Genomic DNA, 22056 nt, shown 5'->3' on the forward strand with positions numbered 1-22056 from the left:
GTTCAATATCCTATGTTGCGTAGGGCCCTGAGTTGAGTCAGGTTGCAATCCAGTGCGCCGGCACTCATGCCGTTATTGTTCAACACAACGTTGAGTTGAGTCATGTTATTGACCACGTTCGAACTGCCCAGCAAACGGGTGTTCTGCAGCAGTCCGCTCTGGGCAACCTGTTGCAGGGCGGCGCCCTGGTTGCCGCTGGCCTGAATTGCCATTTGCACGCCACCGCCGGTGGCGGAAACCGCGACATTGCCGGCGGCGTTGCTGCCGGTGATGGTCTGGCCTGCGACCAGAGCTTGTCCCTGGGAAGGCGTAATGGCCGGAGCTTGGCTGGCTTCTTTGACGTTGATCGCAACGTTGTTGTAAGCGGTATTGTCATCACCGGCTGCGCGCACGCTTTGCGTTACGCCCTGGCTGGTATTCAAGGCTGCGCCACCAATGATGGTGCCGGTGCCTTGTTGTTGGGCCGGTTGGGTCGTTGGGGCGGCGCCGCCATTGTTGGCGCTGGCGACGGCGTTCTGCGCCGAATTGACGATATTGCCCGCCTCTTTGATGGTCGAAACATAGAATTCGGGTTTGATCGTGGATTGCTGGATCTGCATCGAGGCGGCTGCACCGATCAGATCGCCACTGGCGTTGCGCCAGGTACTGCTCATAACAATGCCGAAGCTGATAATCCGCCCCGGCATGACATACCGACCACGCAGCTCAGAGAGCTCCTGATCTTTTATTTCGATGGGTTTAAATCCTGCATTGGCATAGCCTGACGCACTCGCGGCCAGGCAGGCGGCGGCCAGCCAGTATGAGGTTTTCATCTGCTGCTCCCGGGACATCCAGTCCCATTTTTTATAAGCGGCGATTAAAAGAAGTCGCTCTGAATGAATCCGAAGTCCATCAATTCAGCATCTTTGACAGGGTTGAAGCCATCCAGCTTGTTCTTCGCGGTCAGCGGTACCGGTGGGCTGCGTAGTGCGTTTGCCTTGTCATAACCAGGGCCCACAATGGCGAAGACGATGCCGTTCCAACCTTTGACAAAATCATCATGTTTATAGCGTTTGTGTCCCAGCACCGGGTCTCCGATGTAAACCCAATCCTTATCCGAACGCTGTAGCACGACGAAATGCTTGTAGCCGCGAATTTCCATCAGTACCACCACCGGGATTGTTACTGCGTCGAGCTTCTCCGGTGGAATCTTGTAGCCCCTGGCGCGCATGCCGATGCTTTCTATGTAGCGCTTCATGTCGAGCATGGAAAAACCTTGAGTACGGACAAGGTCCTGGTCAGCGTTGACCAGCATGCCTTTGATGATGTGCTCCTCATCGACGTCGAGCCAATAGGCCTGGCGTAACACCGTCGCCAGTGCAGCAGCGCCGCAGCTGAAGTCGGTTTTCTGTTCGACGATGTCGGCAAACTTGCGCTCACGAATGCTCTGCACATCCTTGTAAATGAGTACGCCACCGGGGAGGGCGGCCACTGGCATTTGCGCGGCCTGGCTCAAGCCAGACAGGCAAAGCAAAGCGATAAGGGCAGTTTTACGCATGATCGATACGCCTTGGCGGACTGAAGGAAAAGCCCCGTTGCCGGGGCTTTCAGTTCGATCGCGATTACATGCAGGCTTTGCAACCTGCGGCGATGGACAGCGAGTTGCTCTGTTGGTTGCCAACACCGGCGGCGTTGTTGAAACCAGCGTTGCCGGAGAAGTTGTTGCCAACGTTGCTCAGGGTGGCATTGTTGGTTACAGGGTTTTTCCAGCCGTCTGGAGTCATCACTTGTTGAGTGGTTACGCCAGCCAGGCCGAAGACACCCACAGCTTCGAAGGTAGCTTTCTGATCTTTGCTACCACCGTTGCCACCGTGGCCACGATCGTCATAGCCGCCACCGCCGTGACCGCTATCGCCTTTGATGGTTGCTTCGCCAACTGCACCGAACGCGCCAAGAGCGGCGACAGTACCGGTGAGGGTAGTGGTTTTGTAGGTTTGAGTGGCGGAGTTGGCCACAGTCAGACCGGTGGAGCTTTGGTTGGCTGCAGCGGCAGCATTCGCTACACGGCCACCCGATACAGCAATTGCCAGGTTGTTTTTCTGTTGGTTGAAGTTGCCGGCACTGTTGTTGATGCCAATGTTGCCGGAACCGCCATTACCCACATTGTTCAAGCTTGCATTGTTGGTCGTCGAGGCGTTAGCCACAGCGTTGTTGTTGTTAACCTGGGTAGCGCTGGAAACAGCAACAGCGGTACCGAAGATGAAGCTTTCGTCAGCGGTGGCCAGTGCAGCAGCGTTGTCTTGCTGGTTGCCGTCGCCGGCGGTGTTGTTCATGCCCAGGTTGCCGTTGGAACCGTTCGCCGAGTTATCGACAGTGGCATTGTTTTTAGTGCCCTGGTTGCCAACGATGTTGCTATCGCTGTTTTGCGAGTCGAGTACAGCAGCCCCAGCGCCGGCCCCGATTTGCAGAAGCTCTTCGAGAGTAGGGCCTTTTGGTTGATTGTTATGACCACCGTTATTGTGGCCGCCGTTACCATGACCGTGATCGTCATCACGACCGCCTGCCTGTGCTGCGATTGCCATCACTGCTGCAAGTGCGAAAACCAGTGGTTTGAGAGCCATTGTAGGTTTCATGGTGTTTCTCCGTGCTTATTAGTTGGTTAAGTGTTGGTACTTTCTAATTGCACTGCTTTTTATATGGGTCAGTCTGCGACCCGGATGCTCAGGGTGTTAGCCATACGGTTCCCCACCCCGGCACTCTGGTTCACCTGGATTACCCCGCGGCTGCCGGTGAAGGCCTGATCACTTGTCGTGACCTGGCGGCTGCCGATTGAGGTACCAGTTGCTCCTGAGCTCGGTAACAACGCCACGTTCTGTTGCGAAAGGGCGCTATCGTCAACACTCTGCGGGGCAGCACTGATGCTGACGCGCGTCACGTTGGCCATTTGGTTGTTGGCCCCGGCACCCTGGTTCACGCCCAGAATCCCGTTACCATTACTGAAAGAGTTGCCGCCGATGTTCGCGCTGGCATTGGCCGAGCGGTCGGCCGGGGTGTCGATGCGCTGAATCACGCTGGTCGATGCGCTGGCACTGGTGCCGATGGCGATTGCTTTGGTGTTGGTTTGTTGCATCTGGTCGCCGGCGGCCTGGTTAACGTTGTAGTTACCTTTGTATTGGATGCCGGTGTTCTGAATGTCTGCGTTGTTGTTGCTGGAGTCGGCCATGGCGCTGGTGCAGCTGAGCAGGGCCAGAATGAGTAGAGTGCGATTCATCTCATTGGCCTCCAGCCATGCGGGTCAGCGGGGCGAGACCGGTGCTCAGAGAGCGATTGATGGTGTTGGAAATGCTGCCGCCGCTGCCGCCACCGTGACCGGCACTCATACCGGGCAACCCGTTGGGGTTGGTGATGACGTTGGTACCGGGCAGCGCACCGTTTTGATTCATGATGGTGCCGCTGATGGAGGAACCGCTGGCGACGCTGGCAAACTCGCCATCGCTGAGTTCACCGCTGTTCACGGCCTGATTGACGCGTGCCGAAGGGTTGGCGTTGACGGTGGTTGGGTAGGGGTCTTTGCCCCTCTCGCGGCCGATCGAATGAACCTGCACATCGCGATTGAGCACAATCACGCCGTTGCCTTCGGCCTGAGCGTTGAAACTGATGAATGTGCTGGCTGCAGATCCGATCAGCACCAGGCAGGTGAAGCCTTTTTTGATATTCCCCACGGCGGCAATTCCTTCTTCAGTGGGCTGGCCCTAGTCAGCGTTGGGAAGGAGAGAGCGAAAGCTGTGCCGCTTTTTAAAAAAGACGGTTTTTCAATGGGTTATCGGAAAAGTTCGCAGGGCTGAAACACGTGATGTTTCATCGCTGAAACAGTGCTTGGCCAGAAGACCTGTCTGTTCGCTGAACAAAGCTCTGGAACAAGGGTTTGCGGGGATGTGTTTCATTAGCGTAACAAGCGGCATGACAAAACGATGAAGGGCGTTGAAACGGCCACTTTGCACTCGGGCGAGTGTTTCAGAAACGGACACAATTGCCCCAGACCAGGGGAAATTAGTGGGGCAAAAGCCCCACGTCGCTGATCACTCAGCCAATAGATCTGCGACTGCGGCTACGGCTTGCGCCTGTCGCTCGGCCCAATTGCCTTGAATGATTTGAAAGGGCTGCTGGTGTTTTTCCAGCCAGTTTTGTGTGGCTCGAAAGAACATCAGCCGTTCCTGCAGATCCGGTTGGCAGCGCTGACCGTCATCCGTCCAGTCGATCTGCTCAGGGGACAGCAACAGGTGCAGATCGTAATGCCGCGCCAACAACTCGGGCTCCAGCCAGTCCGGGCAATCACCGAACAGCGTCTGGCTCCAGAGGATATTGCTCAACAGGTGGGTGTCGAGAATCAGCAGCGCTGGCCGCTGCGCGCGCGCCTCGTCTTCCCATTGCAACTGGCCACGGGCGATCGCGGGAATGTCAGCCAGACAAGTATCGCGCGGATTCTCTTCGATGAACCGGCGCACGTACTCATCCACCCGAACCCCGCCGAATTGCTTTTGCAGGCCGGCGGCGAGCCAGCTCTTGCCCGTCGATTCAGGGCCCGTGAGCACCACGACTTTCATGTGCGCAACGCCGGATCCGCCCGCCACTCGCGCCAGCCTTGCACCGCAATCAGGGTGAACAAGGCGTACAGCGCAGCGGTGAGGTACAGACCTTTATAAATGAACAACCCGACGAAGATCACATCCAGCACAAACCACAGCGCCCAGCATTGCAGACGTTTCTGCGCCATCCACAACTGTGCGACCAGGCTAAAACCGGTGAGTGCTGCGTCCAGCCAAGGTTGCGCGGCATCCGTCCAGTGCGCCATCGCCGCGCCCAGCAACAAACTGCCAACCGCGCCGACACCTAGCCCCAACAGAATCGAACGCTGATCGAGCCGCGTGACCTGCCGACCGTCATGCATCGTCCCGGCCCGCGTCCACTGCCACCAGCCGTAGATTTGCAGGGCGGCGTAGATCACTTGCAGCAACATGTCCGAATACAGCTTCACCTCAAAGAAGATCCAGCTGTAGAGCAACACCATGACCAGCCCGATCGGCCAGCACAGCGGATTCTGTTTAACCGTCAGCCACACGGCAATCACACCGAGAGCGGCGGCAAACAGTTCGAGCCCGGACATGAGTCTTCCTTGGGGGAGTTGAAGGGGGCGGATTGTACCCAGAGACGGCTAAGGGGCGTTAGCTACCGCACACGCACTGTTGGCAACAAATTTCCCTGTGGCGAGGGGATTTATCCCCGTTCGGCGGCGCAGCCGTCGCAAAACCGCAGAACGCGTTCTAACTGGAAGACCGCGGTTGCCGGGTTTGGGAGCGCTGCGCACTCCAACGGGGATAAATCCCCTCACCACAGGATTAGTGTTCCACAGGCAGTTGGGGGGTTAGACACGGAATTGGCGCAGCAAGCCGTTCAGTTGTTCGCTGAGTTGCGCAAGCCGTACGCTGGCCACACTCGACTGTTCCGCCGCCAACGCCGTGCTGTGCGACAGCCCGGCCGCTTGCGTCACGTTCTGGTTGATGTCCTCAACCACATGCGCCTGTTGCAGCGTGGCGCTGGCAATCGAAGCGTTCAAGCCATTCAGATTGCGCAGTGCCTGGCCAATCGCACTCAAACTGGCCCCGGCCAGTCCTGCTTGCTCAATGGTCAGATGCGAAGCCTTGCTGCTGTCGCCAATCACTTTAACGGCGGCTTCAGAATGATTTTGCAAACGCTCAATCATCGTCTGAATTTCCGCCGTCGACTTCTGCGTCCGTTGCGCGAGCAATCGAACCTCATCCGCCACCACCGCAAAACCGCGACCCTGTTCTCCAGCACGTGCCGCCTCAATAGCAGCGTTGAGCGCAAGTAGATTGGTCTGCTCGGCAATCGAACGAATCACTTCCAGCACACTGCCAATCTGCGTGCTTTCAGCAGCCAATGTGCGAATCACTTCAACCGCCTGATCAATCGTCCCTGACAGTTTGTCGATTTGCTGCAGGCTGCCATCGATATTGATCTGTCCCTGTTGCGCCTGCGCTTCAGCGTCGCGCATTTCCGCGGCCGCGTGCTCGGCGTTTTTCGCCACGTCCTGCACGCCGTAGGTCACCTCGTTGATCGCGGTGGCCACCAACTCCATTTGCTGCGATTGCTGCTGACTGCGTTGCTGCGCCTGCGAGGCATCGTTGCCCAGTTCGCTGGACGACACCCCGAGCGCGCTGGCCGAGACCTGCAAGTCGCCGATCACCCGACGCAGCTTGGCCGTGAAGGCGTTGAAGTGGTGCGCCAGCTCAGTGACTTCGTCCTGACCGTGGGTATCGAGACTGCGGGTCAAATCGCTTTCGCCGCTGGCGATGTTGGCCATGGCGTTCACGGTTTCCTGCAACGGCCGCACGATGCTGCGCGCAATCAGAATCACCAGCAGCGCCATGATCACGGCAATCGCCAGACCAATCGCCGAGGCTTTGATCACCTGGCCCTGAAATTCGGCCTGCACATCGTCGATATACACGCCGGAGCCAAGCACCCAGCCCCACGGCTCGAACAGTTTGACGTAGGAGGTCTTGGCCACAGGTTCGCTGGCACCGGGTTTTGGCCAACGATAATCGACCATGCCAGCGCCTTTGGCTTTGGCGATGGCGACCATCTCGTTAAACACCGCAAAACCGTCCGGATCGCGGATTGCCGAAAGGTTCTGGCCTTCAAGTTTGGGGTTGGTCGGGTGCATGACCATCACGGGCGTGAGGTCGTTTATCCAGAAATAGTCGTTCTGGTCATAGCGCAGGCCGCGGATCGCAGTCAGTGCCTGTTTCTGCGCAGCCTCCTTGCTCAAGGTGCCGGCGATTTCCAGGTCATGGTAATAGGTCAGCAGGCCGCTGGCGGTTTGCACCACATGCTGGGTTTTCTGGGCTTTGGCGTGATAGAGGTCGGCGTGGATCTGCTTGAGCATCAACGCACCCAAGGTCAACAACATCACCACCGCTACCACCAAGATGAGCCACAAGCGTCGGCTGATCGACACACTGCGCAAGCTGTTCATAACGCTGTCACTCCGGGTTCTTTTTATTGTCATAAACCATCGCCAGCATCCAACCACGATTCGGTGATGCGGCCTACGCGACCCAAGTCGTATAACGCGGCAGCGCTTTTACGGCTTGTCTGATAGGATTTCGGCCCCGCGCGTAAAAACCTGAATCCAAGTTGATATTTCACGGAATTTTGACCATTTCGTGTGGATCCTGTGTGCGCGGAATCGGTACAGCCATAAACAGCTACGCTGATCGCAGTGAACGTAAGAAAAATACTATCGGGGCATGCCGGCGTGCATCGCTCTTTGGGGGATTGATGGATCTTTGGACCGCCTTGCAGGCACTGATACTTGGAGTTGTAGAGGGGCTCACGGAGTTTTTGCCCATTTCCAGTACCGGACACCAGATCATCGTTGCCGACTTGCTCAACTTCGGCGGCGAACGGGCCATGGCGTTCAATATCATCATCCAGCTCGGCGCGATCCTCGCGGTGGTCTGGGAGTTTCGCCGCAAGATTCTCGACGTGGTCATCGGTTTACCGACCCAGCCGAGCGCGCGGCGTTTTACCGCTAATCTGCTGATCGCTTTCTTGCCGGCAGTGGTGTTGGGGGTGATTTTTGCCGACCTGATCCACGAGTACCTGTTCAACCCGATCACCGTTGCGGCGGCTCTGGTCATTGGCGGCATCATCATGTTGTGGGCGGAAAAGCGTCAGCATGAAGTGCATGCCGAAACGGTCGATGAGATTCGCTGGACGGACGCCTTGAAAATCGGTTTCGCCCAGTGTCTGGCAATGATTCCGGGGACTTCGCGCTCCGGCTCGACGATCATCGGTGGTTTGCTCTTCGGTCTGTCGCGCAAAACCGCGACCGAGTTCTCGTTCTTCCTCGCCATGCCAACCATGGTCGGTGCAGCGGTATACTCGGGCTTCAAGTACCGCCACTTGTTTGTGCCGACGGACTTTCCAGTATTCGCCATTGGTTTTGTCACCGCCTTCATCTTTGCCATGATCGCGGTGAAAGGCTTGCTCAAGTTCATCGCCAGCCACAGCTACGCGGCGTTCGCCTGGTACCGGATCGTCTTCGGTCTGGTGATTCTGGCGACCTGGCAGTTTGGCTGGGTGGACTGGTCGGCAGCCAAACCATGAGTGATTCCCGCGCACGCCGGCCGGAAGGGCGACCTTCGGGCGGCAACATTCAGCATCTGAAATTGAAACTGGTGGTGCTGCTGATCGTTCTCGCGTTGCCGTTGTTCGGCTCGCTGTCGATGTGGCTGCGCGGGATCTCGCTGGTGCCTTTGGCGGCATACGGCATCGTTAGTGTGCTGGCGTTCTTTCTGTACTGGGCGGACAAACGCAAGGCCCGCGCCGATGCCTGGCGCACGCCGGAGAACATCCTTCACGCCGTGGAACTGGCGGGCGGCTGGCCGGGTGCGTTGATCGCCCAGCAAGTGTTTCGGCACAAGACGCGCAAGGTTTCGTTTCAGGTGCTGTTCTGGATAATCGTTGCGCTGCATCAGGTGTTCTGGATCGACCAGATATTCCTCGGCTCGAACCTGTTGGCGCTGTTCTAAACAAATACCGACTCCCCCCTGTAGGAGCTGCCGAAGGCTGCGATCTTTTGATTTTTCTTTTTAAACATCAAAATCAAAAGATCGCAGCCTTCGGCAGCTCCTACAGGGGGTTGGGTTTACAGCAGTAGGGCGATCTGGGTTTTCTTGGGCAGTTTGCTTACTACCAACTGGTGCGAACGCTGCAACAATCCGCGCAGTTCATCAGCGCCCAGCGGGTAGGGCGGGTGCATGATGATCCACTGCGCCCGCGCCAAATACGGCGCCGGGTGAATTCCCGGGCGGTCGCAATGGCCGAGGAACAGATCCTTGTCGACCTTGAACGCCAGCGAATCACCGCGCAGTCCCTGCAAGGCAAACATCTTGTTGCCGGCAATCGAGAACACGCGCACGCCGCCCCATTTATAATCTTCCCGCGCACCGGGCAGGCCCAGGCAAAACGCGGCGACGTCCGCTTCGCTCATTTTTCCTTTCGTCATAGCAACCGCTCCCCACAGGCATTGAACGACTCGACCAGATGATCGATCCACGCGCGCACCGCCGGCATCACCCCGCGGCGATGCGGGTACACTGCTTGCAGCCAGCCGCCGGGCAGCGACCACTCCGGCAGCATCTGCACCAGCGTGCCGTTTTCCAGTTCGGTTTCGCAATACATCATCGGCAACAGCGTAAAGCCCTGACCGGCCAGTACGCAGGCCTTGCGCACCACAAAATCGTCGATCCCCAAACGTGCTTCCATGCTTAGCTCGAAGCTCTTGCCGTGTTGATCGAGCAAGCGCACATGCACCATGCGATCAGCTTCTAGCGCGCCGAGCACCGGCAGATTTTTCAGGTCTTGCGGATGTTCGATCGTCTTGCCTTCAAGAAAAGCCGGGCTGGCGATCACCACCATTTGCGCCTGACGCAAACGTCGAGTCACCAGCAATGGATCTTCGTCACCCAGTTCTCTGACGCGCAACGCGACATCAATCCCTTCGGTGACCAGATCCACCCGGCGATTGAGCAGCACCACTTCCAGTTGTACCTGCGGAAATTTGCCGAGAAAGTCGCTGATGACCATCGGCAACATTTCATGGGCCAACCCGGTAGGGCACGACACGCGCAATCGCCCGCGTGGCTCGCTGGACATGCTCGCCACGGCCTCGTCAGCCATTTCCGCTTCCAGCAACATCGCCTGACAGTGACGCAGATAACGCTCGCCGACCGCAGTGAGATTGAGCTGGCGCGTGGTGCGCTGCACCAGACGCGCGCCGAGTCGCTCTTCGAGTTCGGCAATTCGCCGCGACAGTCGTGACTTGGGAATGCCCAGCAAACGGCCCGCCGCCGCAAAGCCACCGGCCTCGACGACTTTGGCGAAATAGTAAAGATCGTTGAGATCTTGCATCAGGGAAATCCAACTGTTCTATCAGTGGGACAAACTATCGCATTGTCGGCGGCTAATCATCCATTGGTTTCTTGCGTAGGATTGTCTCCATTCGGTCGCCACAGGCGATTCATTCCAGGAGATTCCGCATGAAACTGCTGCATATCGATTCGAGCATTCTGGGCGACAACTCGGCTTCCCGTCAGTTGAGCAGCCAAGTCACCAAAGCCTGGCAAGCCGCCGAGCCGAGCGCCGTGGTCACTTACCGCGACCTGGCCGCTGACGCCATCAGCCACTTCTCGTCGACCACCCTGGTTGCCGCCGGCACCACCGCTGAACTGCGCAACGCCGCACAACAGCACGAAGCCGACCTGAGCGCGACCACCCTGGCCGAATTCATCGCTGCTGACGCGATCGTCATCGCCGCACCGATGTACAACTTCACCGTGCCAACCCAACTCAAAGCCTGGATCGACCGCATCGCCGTTGCCGGCCAGACTTTCCGTTACACCGAAGCCGGCCCTGAAGGTTTGTGCGGTGGCAAGAAAGTCGTGATCGTGTCCACCGCTGGCGGCATCCACGCCGGTCAAGCGAGCGGCGTTGCTCACGAAGATTACTTGAAGCTGGTGCTGGGTTTCCTCGGCATCACCGACATCGAAATCGTTCGCGCTGAAGGTCTGGCGTACGGCGACGAAGTGCGCAACAACGCGATGACCGCCGCTCAAGCGAAAATCAGCGAGCAACTTTTCGCCGCTGCGTAAGGCTTGCGTAAAGAACAGCTGTTGTTCAGGTAACACCAAAAAAACTCTGTATTCTGGTTCTGCAAGGGCCAAATACGGAGTTTTTTGTTTCTGACTGTTACATAATCTGGCCCGGGTTATGCAGTTAAACAATCAGTGTCTGACTGTGTCGCCATTGCGCAGCGTCGAACTCACGACGTTTTGCCCTCGCACAGCAAAAGGACTTTTCGATTGAGTAACAACAGGGTGGGGCATCCCATGATGCGTCTTTGTGCAACGTTACTGATTTGCCTGCTAGGCAGCCTGAATTCAGTGCACGCCGCCCCCGGGTTGCACCCTCGCTGGAGCGTCGGCTATCACGAAATGACGTTCCTTGATCCGCTGGATCTGCAACCGATGCGCGCCATTGCGTTCTATCCATCGACTGACCGCGAGCACACCGCGTTGCTTGAGGGTTACACGGTCGAGGCTGGCGAAGACACCAAAGTTGCCATGGGCCGCTTTCCGATGCTGATGTTGTCCCACGGCAACACCGGCACACCGCTGGCACTGCACGACCTCGCGACCTCACTGGCGCGCAAAGGCTTCGTCGTCGTCGCGGTTATTCACCCCGGCGATAACTCCAAAGATCACAGCCGACTCGGTACCCTGAGCAATCTTTACGGGCGGCCGATCCAGATATCCGAAGCGATTACCGCCACGCTTGGCGACCCAATGCTTGCGCCATTCGTCAATGCTGACCAAGTCGGGGTGATCGGCTATTCGGCAGGCGGTGAGACCGCGCTGATCCTTTCGGGGGCGCAGCCGGATCTGGATCGCTTGCGTCGCTACTGCCAAGAGCGTCCTGATGATCGCGATGCCTGCAATACAAAGGGCGAGTTGATTGTGGATCGCGATGATTTACAGCCTGTCGCCGATCCGCGCGTACATGCCTTGCTGTTAATGGCGCCGCTGAGTCTTAAATTCGGCCGTCATACCTTGGCCGACGTGCATGTGCCGGTGCTTCTTTATAGCGGTGATGGCGACAAACTGGTGGCTTTCGACAAAAACGCCGCCGCGCTGGCGCGCAAACTGCCGACCGCGCCGGACTTCAAGTTGCTGGCCGGGGCAGGACACTTTGTGTTTATGGCGCCGTGCACGGAAGAGCAGCTCATGGCGATGCCGGCGTTGTGTACCGACGCTGATGGCGTGGACCGCGAAGACATCCATCGCAACTTGATCTCCGAGGCTGGCCGGTTTTTCTCGCATGCGCTGGGTAAACCGACTCGGGCTGGGATGCAGACCGCAGATCAGTAGCTCGATAGATCAAAAGATCGCAGCCTTCGGCAGCTCCTACATGAGAGGGTATTCCTTGTAGGAGCTGCCGAAGGCTGCGATCTTTTGATCTTGATTCAACCCATTGCTCGGCGTTTAAGCAGTAGGGTCAGCCCCAACCCGATCACCGACAGTAGCGCCGCACTGAAGAAAATCCACGAATAGCCCAGATTCAACGCCACCGCGCCCATCAGCGGCCCGGCAATCGCCAACGCCAGATCGAAGAACACTGCATAAGCCCCCAGCCCCGAACCACGGCTGGAACTCGGCACGCGCTTGATCGCCTCAACCCCCAGCGCTGGATACACCAGCGACAGGCCAAACCCCGCCAACCCGGCGCCAATCAAGGCGAACGCGGTGGAGGGCGCGAGCCACAACATCACCAGTCCCACAGTCTCGATGGTCATGCAGGCAACCGCCGAGGTAAAACCACCGAAGCGACTGATCGCTGAAATGAACAGCAATCGCGACAGAATGAAGCACACGCCAAACACCGTCAGGCAGTACGCCGCGCCGCTCCAGCCACGGTTGAGGTAATAAAGCGTGATAAACGTGGTCAGCGTGCCGTAACCGATCGACGCCAAGGTCAGGCTCGCGCCGAACGGGGCAATGCGCCCGAACACTGCCCAGAACGGCAGACGTTCGCCACGAATCACCGGTACCGAAGGTTTGTTGCGGATCAACAGCAACGCGCCGGCGGCCAATACCGATAGCGCAATCCCGAGGCTGACGAAGCCGTATTCAGCGACCATCACCACGCCCAGCGGCGCGCCAATCGCAATCGCGCCATACGAGGCGATGCCGTTCCAGCCAATCGATTTTGCCGTGTGTTCGACGCCGACCTGGCCCATGCACCAACTGATCGTGCCGACACCAATGAGGCCCTGCGCGACCCCCAACAGCAAACGCCCGAGAATCAGAATCAGCAGGCTGGTCAGTGGAAAACTCTGCAACAGCGTCGAAATCAGGGTGAGCACGCCACTTAGCACAATCCCCAGCAAGCCATACACGATCGCCCGTTTGGTGCCGATGGTGTCCGACATGCGCCCGGCCATCGGGCGGCTGAGCAGGGTGGCCAAGTACTGTGAACCGATGACCAGCCCGGCAATGATTGCGCTGAAACCCAGTTGCTCGTGGACGTAACCGGGCAACACCGCGATCGGCAGACCGATGCAGAGGAAGGCAATAAAGGTATAGAAAACGATGGAAACGATCTGCAGGGTGATCGCCATGGAGCGTTGCGGTGGCAGTTGCTGCGCAGACATGAGGACTCGTTCGCGGGCGGCGGTGGGAGAGTCCGCATGATGGCGTGGGTGAGGGATAAAAGGAAGCAGGCTAACTATTTATCCTTGGATTGATGGCGCTGCTGACGGCCCCTTCGCGAGCAGGCTCACTCCTACATTTGAAATGCGTTCCCCTGTAGGAGTGAGCCTGCTCGCGATGGTTTCCGTACCAACAAATGACTTGCCATCGAAATACAAAAAGCCCCGTCACATGGACAGGGCCTTTAACTTGCAGCTAGCAGCTCAAACCTCGAAGCTGCTTTTAGAACACCACACCCTGGCTACGCAGGTAGTCATCGTAGGTGCCGCTGAAGTCAGTCACGCCATCCGGGCTCAGCTCGATGATGCGCGTGGCCAGGGACGATACGAACTCACGGTCGTGGCTGACGAAAACCAGCGTGCCCGGGTAGTTTTCCAGCGCCAGGTTCAGCGCCTCGATCGATTCCATGTCCAAGTGGTTGGTCGGTTCGTCCATGATCAGCACGTTCGGCTTCTGCAAAATCAGCTTGCCGAACAGCATGCGACCTTGCTCACCACCGGAAATCACTTTGACCGACTTGAGGATCTCGTCGTTGGAGAACAGCATGCGGCCCAAAGTACCGCGAATCATCTGCTCGCCTTGAGTCCACTGACCCATCCAGTCGAACAGGGTGACATCGTCTTCGAAGTCGTGCGCGTGATCCTGAGCGTAGTAGCCCAGCTCAGCGGCGTCGGTCCATTTGACGCTACCGGCATCCGGGGTCAGTTCGTTGACCAGAGTGCGCAGCAGGGTGGTTTTACCGATACCGTTCGGGCCGATGATCGCCACGCGCTCGCCGGCTTCAACCTGGAAGCTGAAATCTTTGAACAGGGGTTTGCCGTCGAAGCCTTTGGCCATCTTCTCGACGATGACCGCCTGGCGGTGCAGCTTCTTGTTCTGATCGAAACGGATGAACGGGCTTACACGGCTCGAAGGCTTGACCTCGGCCAGTTGGATCTTGTCGATCGCCTTGGCGCGGGAAGTCGCCTGCTTGGCTTTCGAGGCGTTGGCCGAGAAGCGGCTAACGAACGATTGCAGCTCGGAAATCTGTGCTTTCTTCTTGGCGTTGTCCGACAGCAGTTGCTCGCGAGACTGGGTCGCCACGGTCATGTACTCGTCGTAGTTACCCGGGAACAGGCGCAGCTCGCCGTAATCCAGGTCAGCCATGTGCGTGCACACGCTGTTCAGGAAGTGACGGTCGTGAGAGATGATGATCATCAGGCTGTTGCGCTGGGTCAGGATGTTTTCCAGCCAGCGAATGGTGTTGATGTCCAGGTGGTTGGTCGGTTCGTCGAGCAACAGCACTTCCGGATCGGAAAACAGTGCCTGAGCCAGCAACACACGCAGCTTCCAGCCTGGCGACACTTCGCTCATCGGGCCGAAGTGCTGCTCGATGCCGATACCCAGACCCAGCAGCAATTCACCGGCGCGGGACTCGGCGGTGTAACCGTCCATCTCGGCGAACTCGGTTTCCAGCTCGGCCACGGCCATGCCGTCTTCTTCGCTCATTTCCGGCAGCGAGTAGATGCGGTCGCGCTCGGCCTTGACCTTCCACAGCTCTTCGTGACCCATGATCACGGTGTCGATCACGGTGAATTCTTCGTAGGCGAACTGATCCTGACGCAACTTACCCAGGCGTACGTTCGGCTCAAGCATGACCTGACCACCGGACGGATCGAGATCACCGCCGAGGATTTTCATAAAGGTCGACTTGCCGCAACCGTTGGCGCCGATCAGGCCGTAGCGGTTGCCCGCGCCGAATTTGACCGAAACGTTTTCGAACAGCGGCTTGGCGCCGAACTGCATCGTGATGTTAGCTGTAGAGATCAAGAGTTATTCCTGCGAAGCATTCTGAGTAGCGAGGGTGCGGCCGGAGCGCTTGGCCCGAGTCAAAGTGCGCTGAGGCGGGAAAGTCCCGGCATCAACCAAGGGGGGCGCGTAAAGTTTGGCGGCAATTGTACTGGTCTGGCGCTCTTAACGATAGGGCGAACACGCCATGACCGCTGATTGGCGCGCACCCGGGACAGTTTTTAACACTTACAGGTTCACTATCGGATACAAAGTGTGGCTAAAATGCCATCCATTCACCCAGCGGCCTTCAACGGCGCGGGCTCAGGGACGTGCCATTTGTAATCCGACCACTGCATCAGACGCCGGGCCAGAGGCCTTCAGGCGCGCAGTTTGTTCACTACTGACATGTGACGATTTCCGTGAAACTCATCATTGCTGCTATTTATGTCATTTCCATTGCATACGTTCATCTTCGTGGACGGGTGCGGCACAAATTGGGTCGCCAACTGAGCGATCATTCGTCGTTTCTCGCGCCGATCAACTGCTTCCTCTATCTGTTTTCGAAAAAACCGAACAAGCCTTATCTGGATCCGTCGGAGTTTCCCGATCTGAGTCCGTTGCAGGAACATTGGCAGGAAATCCGTGAAGAAGGCCAGAATCTGCTGCGTGCCGGCGAGATCAAACGCTCGGATCAGTACAACGATGTCGGCTTCAATTCGTTCTTCAAGACCGGCTGGAAGCGCTTCTACCTGAAGTGGTACGGCGACAGCCATCCGTCGGCGATGAAACTGTGCCCGCGTACCACCGAACTGGTGCAAAGCATCGGCTCGATCAAAGCGGCGATGTTTGCCGAACTGCCACCGGGCTCGAAACTGGTGCGACACCGTGACCCGTACGCCGGTTCGTACCGTTATCACTTGGGTCTCGATACGCCAAATGATGCTGGTTGCTACATCAACGTGGACGGCGAAAACTACCACTGGCGTGACGGTGAAGCGGTGATGTTCGACGAAACGTTCATTCACTACGCGGAAAACACCACTGATAAGAACCGCATCATCCTGTTCTGCGACATCGAGCGTCCGATGAAATATCGCTGGGCGGCGGCGTTCAACGGCTGGTTCAGCCGTAACGTGATGTCCGCGGCGGGTGCGCCGAACGATGCCGGTGACCGTACTGGCGGCATCAACCGTCTGTTTGCCAGGATCTACAAGATTCGTTTGCGTGGTAAAGAGCTGAAAAAACGTAATCGCAAGCTGTACTATATGGAAAAGTGGGCGATCTTCGGTAGCTTGTTGGCGATCTTTATCCTGATCTGATCCTCCTTTAGGAGCTGTCGAGTGCAACGAGGCTGCGATCTTTTGATCTTGTTTTTTACACACTTCAAAGTCAAAAGATCGCAGCGTGCCGCAGCTCCTACATGGCGTTTGCCCGGCCGGGTCAAATGACTCTCGCAAAAGCAACCTGTCAGTTGGCTGACGCTTTCTTCGTTTTCTTGGCTGGCGCGGCTTTGGCCTTCGGCTTCGCCGCCGCTTTCCCGCCCAGACTGCGTTTCAGCAGCTCCGTCAAATCGATCACATCGGCCGTTTTACGCTCTTCCTCGCCACCCACCGTTTCGACATCCTCGATCTTGCCTTCATGGGCTTTCTTCTCCACCAGCGCCATGATCTTGTCTTCAAACTCGTCTTTGTAATCTTCAGGCTTCCAGTCCGCGCTCATGTCCTGCACCAGCCGTTTGGCCATGTCCAGTTCGCCCTTGGCCAGTTGCGGCTTGGTCACTTCACTCCCAAGCTCTAGCGTATCGAGGCTGCGCACCTCCTGCGGCCAGCGCAGCTTCACCAACACCAGCGCTGACTCCAGTGGCATCAGCGCCGCCAGGTACTGACGTGTATGTAAAACGACGCGGGCAAGGGCGACCTTGTTGGTTTTGCTCAGCGTCTCCCGAAGCAGCGCATACACCTTGCCGCCTCGTTTGTCGGGCGCCAAGTAGTAAGGTGTGTCGATGTTTTGCAGTGGAATCTGCTCGGCATCAACAAAAGAAAAGATATCAATGGTTTGCGTAGAGACCGGGTGTGCCGAACGGATTTCCTCTTCGCTGAGCACTACGTAACGACCTTTTTCATAGGCCACACCTTTGACGATATTTTCTTTGGTGACCTCTTTACCGGTGACCTTGTTGACCCGTTTGTAGCCCACCGGATCCATGCTACGGCTGTCGAGCCAGTCAAAGTCCACGCCTTGGGACGATGTCGCTGAAACCAGCGCGACGGGGATGTGAACCAGTCCAAAACTGATCGCGCCTTTCCAGATTGCCCGAGCCATGGTGATGATCTCCCAAGTGATGATCAGGTGACCTGTGGCCCAGCGTGAAAGTTTCCAGTGATTGCGCGGGCTCTGGGGCCAGCGGTCGTGTCTGGTTACATGTTGTTTAAAGCCTGTGACTTAACAAATGCGAACCCTGGGCGTAGCGTGGACTCGAAGGCTCTAATCCACTTGCATCGAGAGGCTGCCCCATGAACCGAATTCTGCTTGGCATCGCCGTCCTCGGCTTGAGCGTGGGTTGGGCTCATGCGGGCGTCTCGGTGCCAGCCTCGACGCTGTTGCTGGCGCAAAGTCCGACCGGCAACAGTAATAATCCCTACAACAGCCCGATCCGCCGGGCCAACCCCAACAGCATGCAAGGCACTCAGCCGAGCAGCCCGCCGATTCGTGGGCCGAGCACTGCGCCAACGCCGCGTACGCCCACCGTGGAAAACCGTGGTATCGGCAACGGCCAGCCGATTCGTTCGGTGCCAAGTACACCGCCGACGTTTATTCCCAATCCACCCTCACGGGGTACCGACAGCAACCGTTGAACGGCAGGACTGAGGTTCTGTCAGCCTTTCAAGCGAACATAAGGAATCGTGCATGTTGCGTAAAACCCTACTGGCCAGCCTGTGTGCCGGCGTTCTGATCAGTGCTCCGGTATTCGCCGCAGCGCCCAAAGAGCTGAAAAGCGAGCAGGGCATCCTCGAAGTCACCACGATTACTCAAGGACTAGACCATCCTTGGGCACTGGCTTTTTTGCCGGATCGCCAAGGCATGTTGGTGACCGAGCGACCGGGCAATCTGCGTGTAGTGGGCACGGACGGCAAGTTGTCCGAGCCAATCAGCGGCGTACCGCAAGTCTGGGCCAAGGGGCAGGGCGGTTTGCTTGATGTAGCGCTGTCGCCGGACTTTAAACAGGATCGCATGGTGTACCTGTCTTACGCCGAAGGTGGTGGCAAGGGCGACAAGGCCGGCACAGCGGTCGGGCGGGGGCGCCTGTCGGATGATTTGAAAACGCTGAAGGATTTCAAAGTGATCTTCCGCCAGGAGCCGAAGCTCTCGGTTGGCAATCACTTCGGCTCACGGCTGGTTTTTGATCGCGACGGCTATCTGTTTATCACCTTGGGTGAAAACAATGATCGATCAACCGCTCAGGATCTCGACAAGCTGCAAGGCAAGGTCGTACGCATTTATCCCGATGGCCGAGTGCCGGACGATAACCCCTTTGTCGGGCAATCCGGTGTGCGTCCAGAAATCTGGTCTTATGGTCAGCGTAACCCGCAGGGTGCGGCGCTCAACCCTTGGAACGGCACGCTCTGGGAAAACGAGCACGGCCCACGCGGTGGCGATGAGGTGAACATCATCGAACGTGGGAAGAATTATGGCTGGCCGCTGGCGACTCACGGCATCAACTATTCGATGCAGCCGATCCCTGAAACGCAGGGTAAAACGGCTGAAGGTACGGTTGCACCGCACCATGTCTGGGAGAAATCACCGGGTGTGTCTGGCATGGCGTTTTACGATGCTGACCGGTTTAAACCGTGGCAGCACAACGCGTTTATTGGTGCATTGGTGACGCAGGAGTTGATCCGGTTGCAGTTTGATGGCGATAAGGTGGTGCATGAGGAACGTTTGCTCGGCGAGCTTAAAGAGCGGATTCGGGATGTGCGCCAAGGGCCGGATGGTTATTTGTATGTGCTTACGGATGAGTCGAAGGGTTCGTTGTACAAGCTTGGCTTGAAGTAAGGCGCTGAGAGCGCTCTATACCTGTGGTGAGGGGATTTATCCCCGATGGATTGTGCAGCTTCTCCAGGAAGAGAGGGCTGCTTCGCTGCCCATCGGGGATGAATCCCCTCGCCACAGGGGTTTTGGTGGCTATAGTTTTTGGGGGAATAGCACCACTGCGGCGCGTAGTTTTCCTCGGCCAAATCGGCACATTTTTTCAAACTCGCCATGGCTGACTGGCACGTGCTGGCAGTCCATCGGTTGTCGGTGCTGGCTGTGATCGATATCGGGGTCATGCAGGTAAACGAAGTCCTCATCGCAATCGGTCACTACAACCCAGTGCGGTGATTTTGAGCGGGTCAGACGATAGCTGCTGATCAGCAGCAAAGGCTGGCCACCGGCGTCGAGCAATCGCGGCAAATCCACTGTTGCGCCGATCACACGTTCCACATCGGTTTCTGCCAGTTGCGCAGTGAACTCTTCATGCACCAAACGCATGACGTCTTTTTTATGCGTATCGCGTACACCATCAAGGAACAGCGGCCCCTCCAGGCTCAGCTCCAAACGGACGCGAAAACCTCTACGCCACGCCGCCAGTGCCAAACCTTGAGGGCTGCAGCCGCCATGGCCGGAGGTCATGAACACGGTCGTCGCCTCACGCCAGATCTGTAATTCCTCACGACGCTCCAGCAAGCGTCCGGCCTGCAAGGCGCCCATGGCCATCAACAGACAGGCCGGGCCGCAGGTGAAGTCGGTGGTCTGCGCGTAGTAAGGCACCGTGATGCTGCGTGAGTCGCGGTGCTGGAGAATGCGTTTCTCCAAGCGCAACGCATCGGCGTGGTCTTCGTAGTAATCGTGGATCAGCGCAAAACGTCGGTAACCGCTGCGCTCATAAAGGGCAATGGCGGTGGGGTTGTCGGTACGCACTTCCAAACGCAGATACGCGCAATCATGTTCCAGCGCGCAGGCCTCGATTTTCTGCAGCAATTGCTTGCTCAGCCCTGTGCCGCGAGCCTCGGCAGCCAGGGCTATCGAATACAGCCGCGCCAATGAGGTGCCGCGATGAAACAGCACCAGCGCGTAACCGAGCAGATGGTCATCGCGTTCTGCGACCAGCAACTGCGCATGGGCGCGCGTAATCATCCAGTGAAAACTTCGACTGGTGAGTCGGTCCGTGGTGAAACATTGCATTTCCAATGCCAGCAACGCCGGCAAGTCTTCAACTACGGCCAGGCGAAAAACAGTACTCATATGACCACCGTAAAAGTTGCGTAACGAAACGAGACTTTCGTAAAACTTCGTGCTTAATAGAAAAGGTCTTGTTCTCCAACGGATCAATCTCTATGTCAGCGGTACAGGGTCATTGGCGCGAAGTATCCGAGCAAAGTTTGCCGACGGCAACTTATTTAAAACCAGCGGTCAGAACCTCCAGTCAAGTGTTGATCATTGTCGAGCGCAAGGAAGATTGGGCCTCTTATTTTCCCAGCGAAGACATCGTCACCGCTCAGGAATACCTCGAGCAAACACGCGAAAGCGAGCCCGGCAAACGGGTTCAGGTGATCAACCTGTGCCGCAGCTACAAGTACTTGGGCCATGGCTATTACTGCTCGCTGCTGGCGGAAGCCCGTGGGCACAAGGTGATTCCGTCGGTGCGTACCATCAGCGAACTGACGAAAAAATCACTTTATGGCCTGGCACTGGATGACCTGGATAAAACCCTGGAAAAAGCTCTTAGTCACCACCTCTACAGCGATACCGAAGGGTTTACCTTGACACTGTATTTTGGCAGGACTCATATCGAGCCCTTGCAGGATCTGGCGCGGCAGTTGTTTGAAGTGTTTCCTTGTCCAATTCTGTTAGTTGAGTTTCGCCGAACTAACGGTTGGCACATCGAGGGCGTTAAGTCCGGCGCGTTGCACAAGTTACGCGATGATCAGGAAGATCAGTTTGCCAATGCGTTGGACGGTTTCAGCCGTAAAGTCTGGCGTGTGCCGCGCTCGCCGCAAGTTGCGCGCTATGACCTGGCTATTCTTCACGACCCACAGGAAGCCTTGCCGCCGTCGAATCCCAAAGCACTGGAAAAATTCGTCCGGGTCGGCAAAACCATGGGCATCGATGTCGAGTTGATCGAGCGCAAGGATTACGCGCGATTGGCCGAATACGACGGGCTGCTGATTCGCGAAACCACCAGCGTCGACAACCACACCTACCGATTCGCCAAGAAGGCCGAGAGCGAAGGGCTGGTGGTGATGGACGATCCGACGTCGATCCTGCGCTGCACCAACAAGGTCTACCTGACTGATCTGCTCAACAGCCATCAACTGGGCATGCCCGCCACCGAAATCCTCTACAAAGAGCGACCCGAAGACTTCGAACGGGTCGGCGAACGCCTCGGTTTCCCCTTGGTGTTGAAGATCCCCGACGGCTGTTTTTCACGCGGAGTGATCAAGGTCGAAAGCCAACAAGCGCTGCTCGAAGCCACCGCGGAATTGTTCGAGCACTCGGTGTTGTTGCTGGCCCAGGAATTCTTCTACACCGAATACGACTGGCGCATCGGCGTGCTCAATCGCAAACCGATCTTCGCCTGCCAGTACTTCATGTCCAAGGGCCACTGGCAGATCTACAACCACAAAGCCAAAGGCCAGGACGTCAACGGCGAATGCCGAACCATGGCGATCCATGAAGCGCCGCGCGCGGTCGTCGACCTTGCGGTGAAAACTGCCAACCTGATCGGCGATGGCCTCTACGGCGTCGACCTGAAACAGGCCGGCGACAAAGTGGTGGTGATCGAAGTCAACGACAATCCAAACCTCGATGCAGGCATCGAAGACGCGTATTTACAGGACGATTTGTATTCGCTGGTGCTGGAAGAGTTTGTGCGGCGGCTGGAACTCAAACGTCGCGGGCAAGCGTGGTGATC

At 57.3% G+C, this 22056-nt stretch carries 22 protein-coding genes; 8 read left to right on the forward strand and 14 right to left on the reverse strand.

The genetic code is table 11. The annotated features are described in order from the left end of the window. Positions 1–2 precede the first annotated feature (2 nt). The 8 genes from ACIOMO_RS01815 to ACIOMO_RS01850 form a co-directional block, all read right to left on the reverse strand. Positions 3–812: a hypothetical protein gene (locus ACIOMO_RS01815; RefSeq protein ID WP_401237719.1), complete on the reverse strand. Its 810-nt coding sequence runs from the start codon at positions 810–812 to the stop codon at positions 3–5. 44 nt (positions 813–856) lie between these two features. After that, positions 857–1537, reverse strand: coding sequence for a C39 family peptidase (locus ACIOMO_RS01820; RefSeq protein ID WP_053119820.1), 681 nt, complete (start codon positions 1535–1537; stop codon positions 857–859). Positions 1538–1601: 64 nt separating this feature from the next. Beyond that, entirely contained in the window at positions 1602–2612 is a 1011-nt protein-coding gene (locus tag ACIOMO_RS01825) for a hypothetical protein (RefSeq protein WP_053119822.1), read from the reverse strand. A 68-nt stretch (positions 2613–2680) separates the two neighbouring features. Beyond that, positions 2681–3250 carry an adhesin gene (locus tag ACIOMO_RS01830; RefSeq protein WP_401237721.1) on the reverse strand — a complete coding sequence of 190 codons (570 nt, stop codon included), beginning with the start codon at positions 3248–3250 and terminating at the stop codon, positions 2681–2683. A 1-nt stretch (position 3251) separates the two neighbouring features. Continuing rightward, positions 3252–3701 (reverse strand): hypothetical protein, encoded by a 450-nt coding sequence (locus tag ACIOMO_RS01835; protein ID WP_159811362.1) that lies wholly within the window; start codon positions 3699–3701, stop codon positions 3252–3254. Positions 3702–4058: 357 nt separating this feature from the next. Beyond that, positions 4059–4583 (reverse strand): AAA family ATPase, encoded by a 525-nt coding sequence (locus tag ACIOMO_RS01840; RefSeq protein WP_159811361.1) that lies wholly within the window; start codon positions 4581–4583, stop codon positions 4059–4061. Further along, complete coding sequence (gene pnuC / locus ACIOMO_RS01845; RefSeq protein ID WP_053119827.1) at positions 4580–5143, reverse strand: nicotinamide riboside transporter PnuC; 564 nt, start codon at positions 5141–5143, stop codon at positions 4580–4582. The genes ACIOMO_RS01840 and pnuC overlap by 4 nt, the downstream gene beginning before the upstream one ends. Before the next feature lie 258 nt (positions 5144–5401). Then, entirely contained in the window at positions 5402–7036 is a 1635-nt protein-coding gene (locus ACIOMO_RS01850; RefSeq protein ID WP_401237722.1) for a methyl-accepting chemotaxis protein, read from the reverse strand. 305 nt (positions 7037–7341) lie between these two features. On the opposite strand from ACIOMO_RS01850, the gene ACIOMO_RS01855 reads away from it, so the two are divergent. Together ACIOMO_RS01855 and ACIOMO_RS01860 are read left to right on the forward strand one after the other, a co-directional pair. Further along, complete coding sequence (locus ACIOMO_RS01855; RefSeq protein WP_401237723.1) at positions 7342–8172, forward strand: undecaprenyl-diphosphate phosphatase; 831 nt, start codon at positions 7342–7344, stop codon at positions 8170–8172. Beyond that, positions 8169–8597: a DUF1294 domain-containing protein gene (locus ACIOMO_RS01860; RefSeq protein WP_401237724.1), complete on the forward strand. Its 429-nt coding sequence runs from the start codon at positions 8169–8171 to the stop codon at positions 8595–8597. The genes ACIOMO_RS01855 and ACIOMO_RS01860 overlap by 4 nt, the downstream gene beginning before the upstream one ends. 116 nt (positions 8598–8713) lie before the next feature. Here ACIOMO_RS01860 and ACIOMO_RS01865 read toward each other — a convergent pair whose 3' ends face one another. Then, positions 8714–9073 (reverse strand): MmcQ/YjbR family DNA-binding protein, encoded by a 360-nt coding sequence (locus ACIOMO_RS01865; protein ID WP_401237726.1) that lies wholly within the window; start codon positions 9071–9073, stop codon positions 8714–8716. Then, the gene (locus ACIOMO_RS01870) at positions 9070–9978 is read right to left on the reverse strand and encodes a LysR substrate-binding domain-containing protein (protein WP_401237728.1); all 909 of its coding nucleotides are present in this window, start codon (positions 9976–9978) and stop codon (positions 9070–9072) included. The genes ACIOMO_RS01865 and ACIOMO_RS01870 overlap by 4 nt, the downstream gene beginning before the upstream one ends. 128 nt (positions 9979–10106) lie before the next feature. On the opposite strand from ACIOMO_RS01870, the gene ACIOMO_RS01875 reads away from it, so the two are divergent. Continuing rightward, complete coding sequence (locus tag ACIOMO_RS01875; protein ID WP_053119839.1) at positions 10107–10718, forward strand: FMN-dependent NADH-azoreductase; 612 nt, start codon at positions 10107–10109, stop codon at positions 10716–10718. Between the two features lie 237 nt (positions 10719–10955). Beyond that, positions 10956–11993: a dienelactone hydrolase gene (locus ACIOMO_RS01880; RefSeq protein ID WP_053119841.1), complete on the forward strand. Its 1038-nt coding sequence runs from the start codon at positions 10956–10958 to the stop codon at positions 11991–11993. Positions 11994–12088: 95 nt separating this feature from the next. On the opposite strand, the gene ACIOMO_RS01885 is transcribed toward ACIOMO_RS01880, so the two are convergent. After that, the gene (locus ACIOMO_RS01885) at positions 12089–13276 is read right to left on the reverse strand and encodes an MFS transporter (protein ID WP_401237730.1); all 1188 of its coding nucleotides are present in this window, start codon (positions 13274–13276) and stop codon (positions 12089–12091) included. A gap of 280 nt (positions 13277–13556) precedes the next feature. Then, positions 13557–15143: an ABC-F family ATPase gene (locus tag ACIOMO_RS01890; protein ID WP_082341426.1), complete on the reverse strand. Its 1587-nt coding sequence runs from the start codon at positions 15141–15143 to the stop codon at positions 13557–13559. A gap of 380 nt (positions 15144–15523) precedes the next feature. Between ACIOMO_RS01890 and lpxO the strand changes: the two genes are divergently transcribed. Further along, positions 15524–16423: a lipid A hydroxylase LpxO gene (gene lpxO / locus ACIOMO_RS01895; protein ID WP_053120461.1), complete on the forward strand. Its 900-nt coding sequence runs from the start codon at positions 15524–15526 to the stop codon at positions 16421–16423. A gap of 148 nt (positions 16424–16571) precedes the next feature. Here the strand turns inward: lpxO and ACIOMO_RS01900 are convergent, their stop codons facing one another. Continuing rightward, positions 16572–17426, reverse strand: a complete 855-nt coding sequence (locus ACIOMO_RS01900) for a Ku protein (protein WP_053119845.1) — start codon at positions 17424–17426, stop codon at positions 16572–16574. Positions 17427–17617: 191 nt separating this feature from the next. On the opposite strand from ACIOMO_RS01900, the gene ACIOMO_RS01905 reads away from it, so the two are divergent. Further along, positions 17618–17959 carry a hypothetical protein gene (locus ACIOMO_RS01905; protein ID WP_401237732.1) on the forward strand — a complete coding sequence of 114 codons (342 nt, stop codon included), beginning with the start codon at positions 17618–17620 and terminating at the stop codon, positions 17957–17959. Between the two features lie 52 nt (positions 17960–18011). After that, positions 18012–19157: a PQQ-dependent sugar dehydrogenase gene (locus ACIOMO_RS01910; protein ID WP_401237734.1), complete on the forward strand. Its 1146-nt coding sequence runs from the start codon at positions 18012–18014 to the stop codon at positions 19155–19157. 129 nt (positions 19158–19286) lie between these two features. Here the strand turns inward: ACIOMO_RS01910 and ACIOMO_RS01915 are convergent, their stop codons facing one another. Beyond that, on the reverse strand, positions 19287–20387 hold the full coding sequence (locus ACIOMO_RS01915) for a GNAT family N-acetyltransferase/peptidase C39 family protein (protein ID WP_401237736.1): 1101 nt from the start codon (positions 20385–20387) through the stop codon (positions 19287–19289). A 92-nt stretch (positions 20388–20479) separates the two neighbouring features. On the opposite strand from ACIOMO_RS01915, the gene ACIOMO_RS01920 reads away from it, so the two are divergent. Then, complete coding sequence (locus ACIOMO_RS01920) at positions 20480–22054, forward strand: RimK family protein (RefSeq protein ID WP_401237738.1); 1575 nt, start codon at positions 20480–20482, stop codon at positions 22052–22054. The last annotated feature ends 2 nt before the right edge of the window (positions 22055–22056 follow it).

Origin of the sequence: Pseudomonas sp. NPDC087804, assembly GCF_044742965.1 — a bacterium.
GTDB classification, from domain to species: domain Bacteria; phylum Pseudomonadota; class Gammaproteobacteria; order Pseudomonadales; family Pseudomonadaceae; genus Aquipseudomonas; species Aquipseudomonas rustica.

Coding starts and splice junctions, on each gene's coding strand:
- ACIOMO_RS01815 (WP_401237719.1), bottom strand. CDS start 812: ATGAAAACCTCATACTGGCTGGCCGCCGCCTGCCTGGCCGCGAGTGCG.
- ACIOMO_RS01820 (WP_053119820.1), bottom strand. CDS start 1,537: ATGCGTAAAACTGCCCTTATCGCTTTGCTTTGCCTGTCTGGCTTGAGC.
- ACIOMO_RS01825 (WP_053119822.1), bottom strand. CDS start 2,612: ATGAAACCTACAATGGCTCTCAAACCACTGGTTTTCGCACTTGCAGCA.
- ACIOMO_RS01830 (WP_401237721.1), bottom strand. CDS start 3,250: ATGAATCGCACTCTACTCATTCTGGCCCTGCTCAGCTGCACCAGCGCC.
- ACIOMO_RS01840 (WP_159811361.1), bottom strand. CDS start 4,583: ATGAAAGTCGTGGTGCTCACGGGCCCTGAATCGACGGGCAAGAGCTGG.
- pnuC (WP_053119827.1), bottom strand. CDS start 5,143: ATGTCCGGGCTCGAACTGTTTGCCGCCGCTCTCGGTGTGATTGCCGTG.
- ACIOMO_RS01850 (WP_401237722.1), bottom strand. CDS start 7,036: ATGAACAGCTTGCGCAGTGTGTCGATCAGCCGACGCTTGTGGCTCATC.
- ACIOMO_RS01855 (WP_401237723.1), top strand. CDS start 7,342: ATGGATCTTTGGACCGCCTTGCAGGCACTGATACTTGGAGTTGTAGAG.
- ACIOMO_RS01860 (WP_401237724.1), top strand. CDS start 8,169: ATGAGTGATTCCCGCGCACGCCGGCCGGAAGGGCGACCTTCGGGCGGC.
- ACIOMO_RS01865 (WP_401237726.1), bottom strand. CDS start 9,073: ATGACGAAAGGAAAAATGAGCGAAGCGGACGTCGCCGCGTTTTGCCTG.
- ACIOMO_RS01870 (WP_401237728.1), bottom strand. CDS start 9,978: ATGCAAGATCTCAACGATCTTTACTATTTCGCCAAAGTCGTCGAGGCC.
- ACIOMO_RS01875 (WP_053119839.1), top strand. CDS start 10,107: ATGAAACTGCTGCATATCGATTCGAGCATTCTGGGCGACAACTCGGCT.
- ACIOMO_RS01880 (WP_053119841.1), top strand. CDS start 10,956: ATGATGCGTCTTTGTGCAACGTTACTGATTTGCCTGCTAGGCAGCCTG.
- ACIOMO_RS01885 (WP_401237730.1), bottom strand. CDS start 13,276: ATGTCTGCGCAGCAACTGCCACCGCAACGCTCCATGGCGATCACCCTG.
- ACIOMO_RS01900 (WP_053119845.1), bottom strand. CDS start 17,426: ATGGCTCGGGCAATCTGGAAAGGCGCGATCAGTTTTGGACTGGTTCAC.
- ACIOMO_RS01905 (WP_401237732.1), top strand. CDS start 17,618: ATGAACCGAATTCTGCTTGGCATCGCCGTCCTCGGCTTGAGCGTGGGT.
- ACIOMO_RS01910 (WP_401237734.1), top strand. CDS start 18,012: ATGTTGCGTAAAACCCTACTGGCCAGCCTGTGTGCCGGCGTTCTGATC.
- ACIOMO_RS01915 (WP_401237736.1), bottom strand. CDS start 20,387: ATGAGTACTGTTTTTCGCCTGGCCGTAGTTGAAGACTTGCCGGCGTTG.
- ACIOMO_RS01920 (WP_401237738.1), top strand. CDS start 20,480: ATGTCAGCGGTACAGGGTCATTGGCGCGAAGTATCCGAGCAAAGTTTG.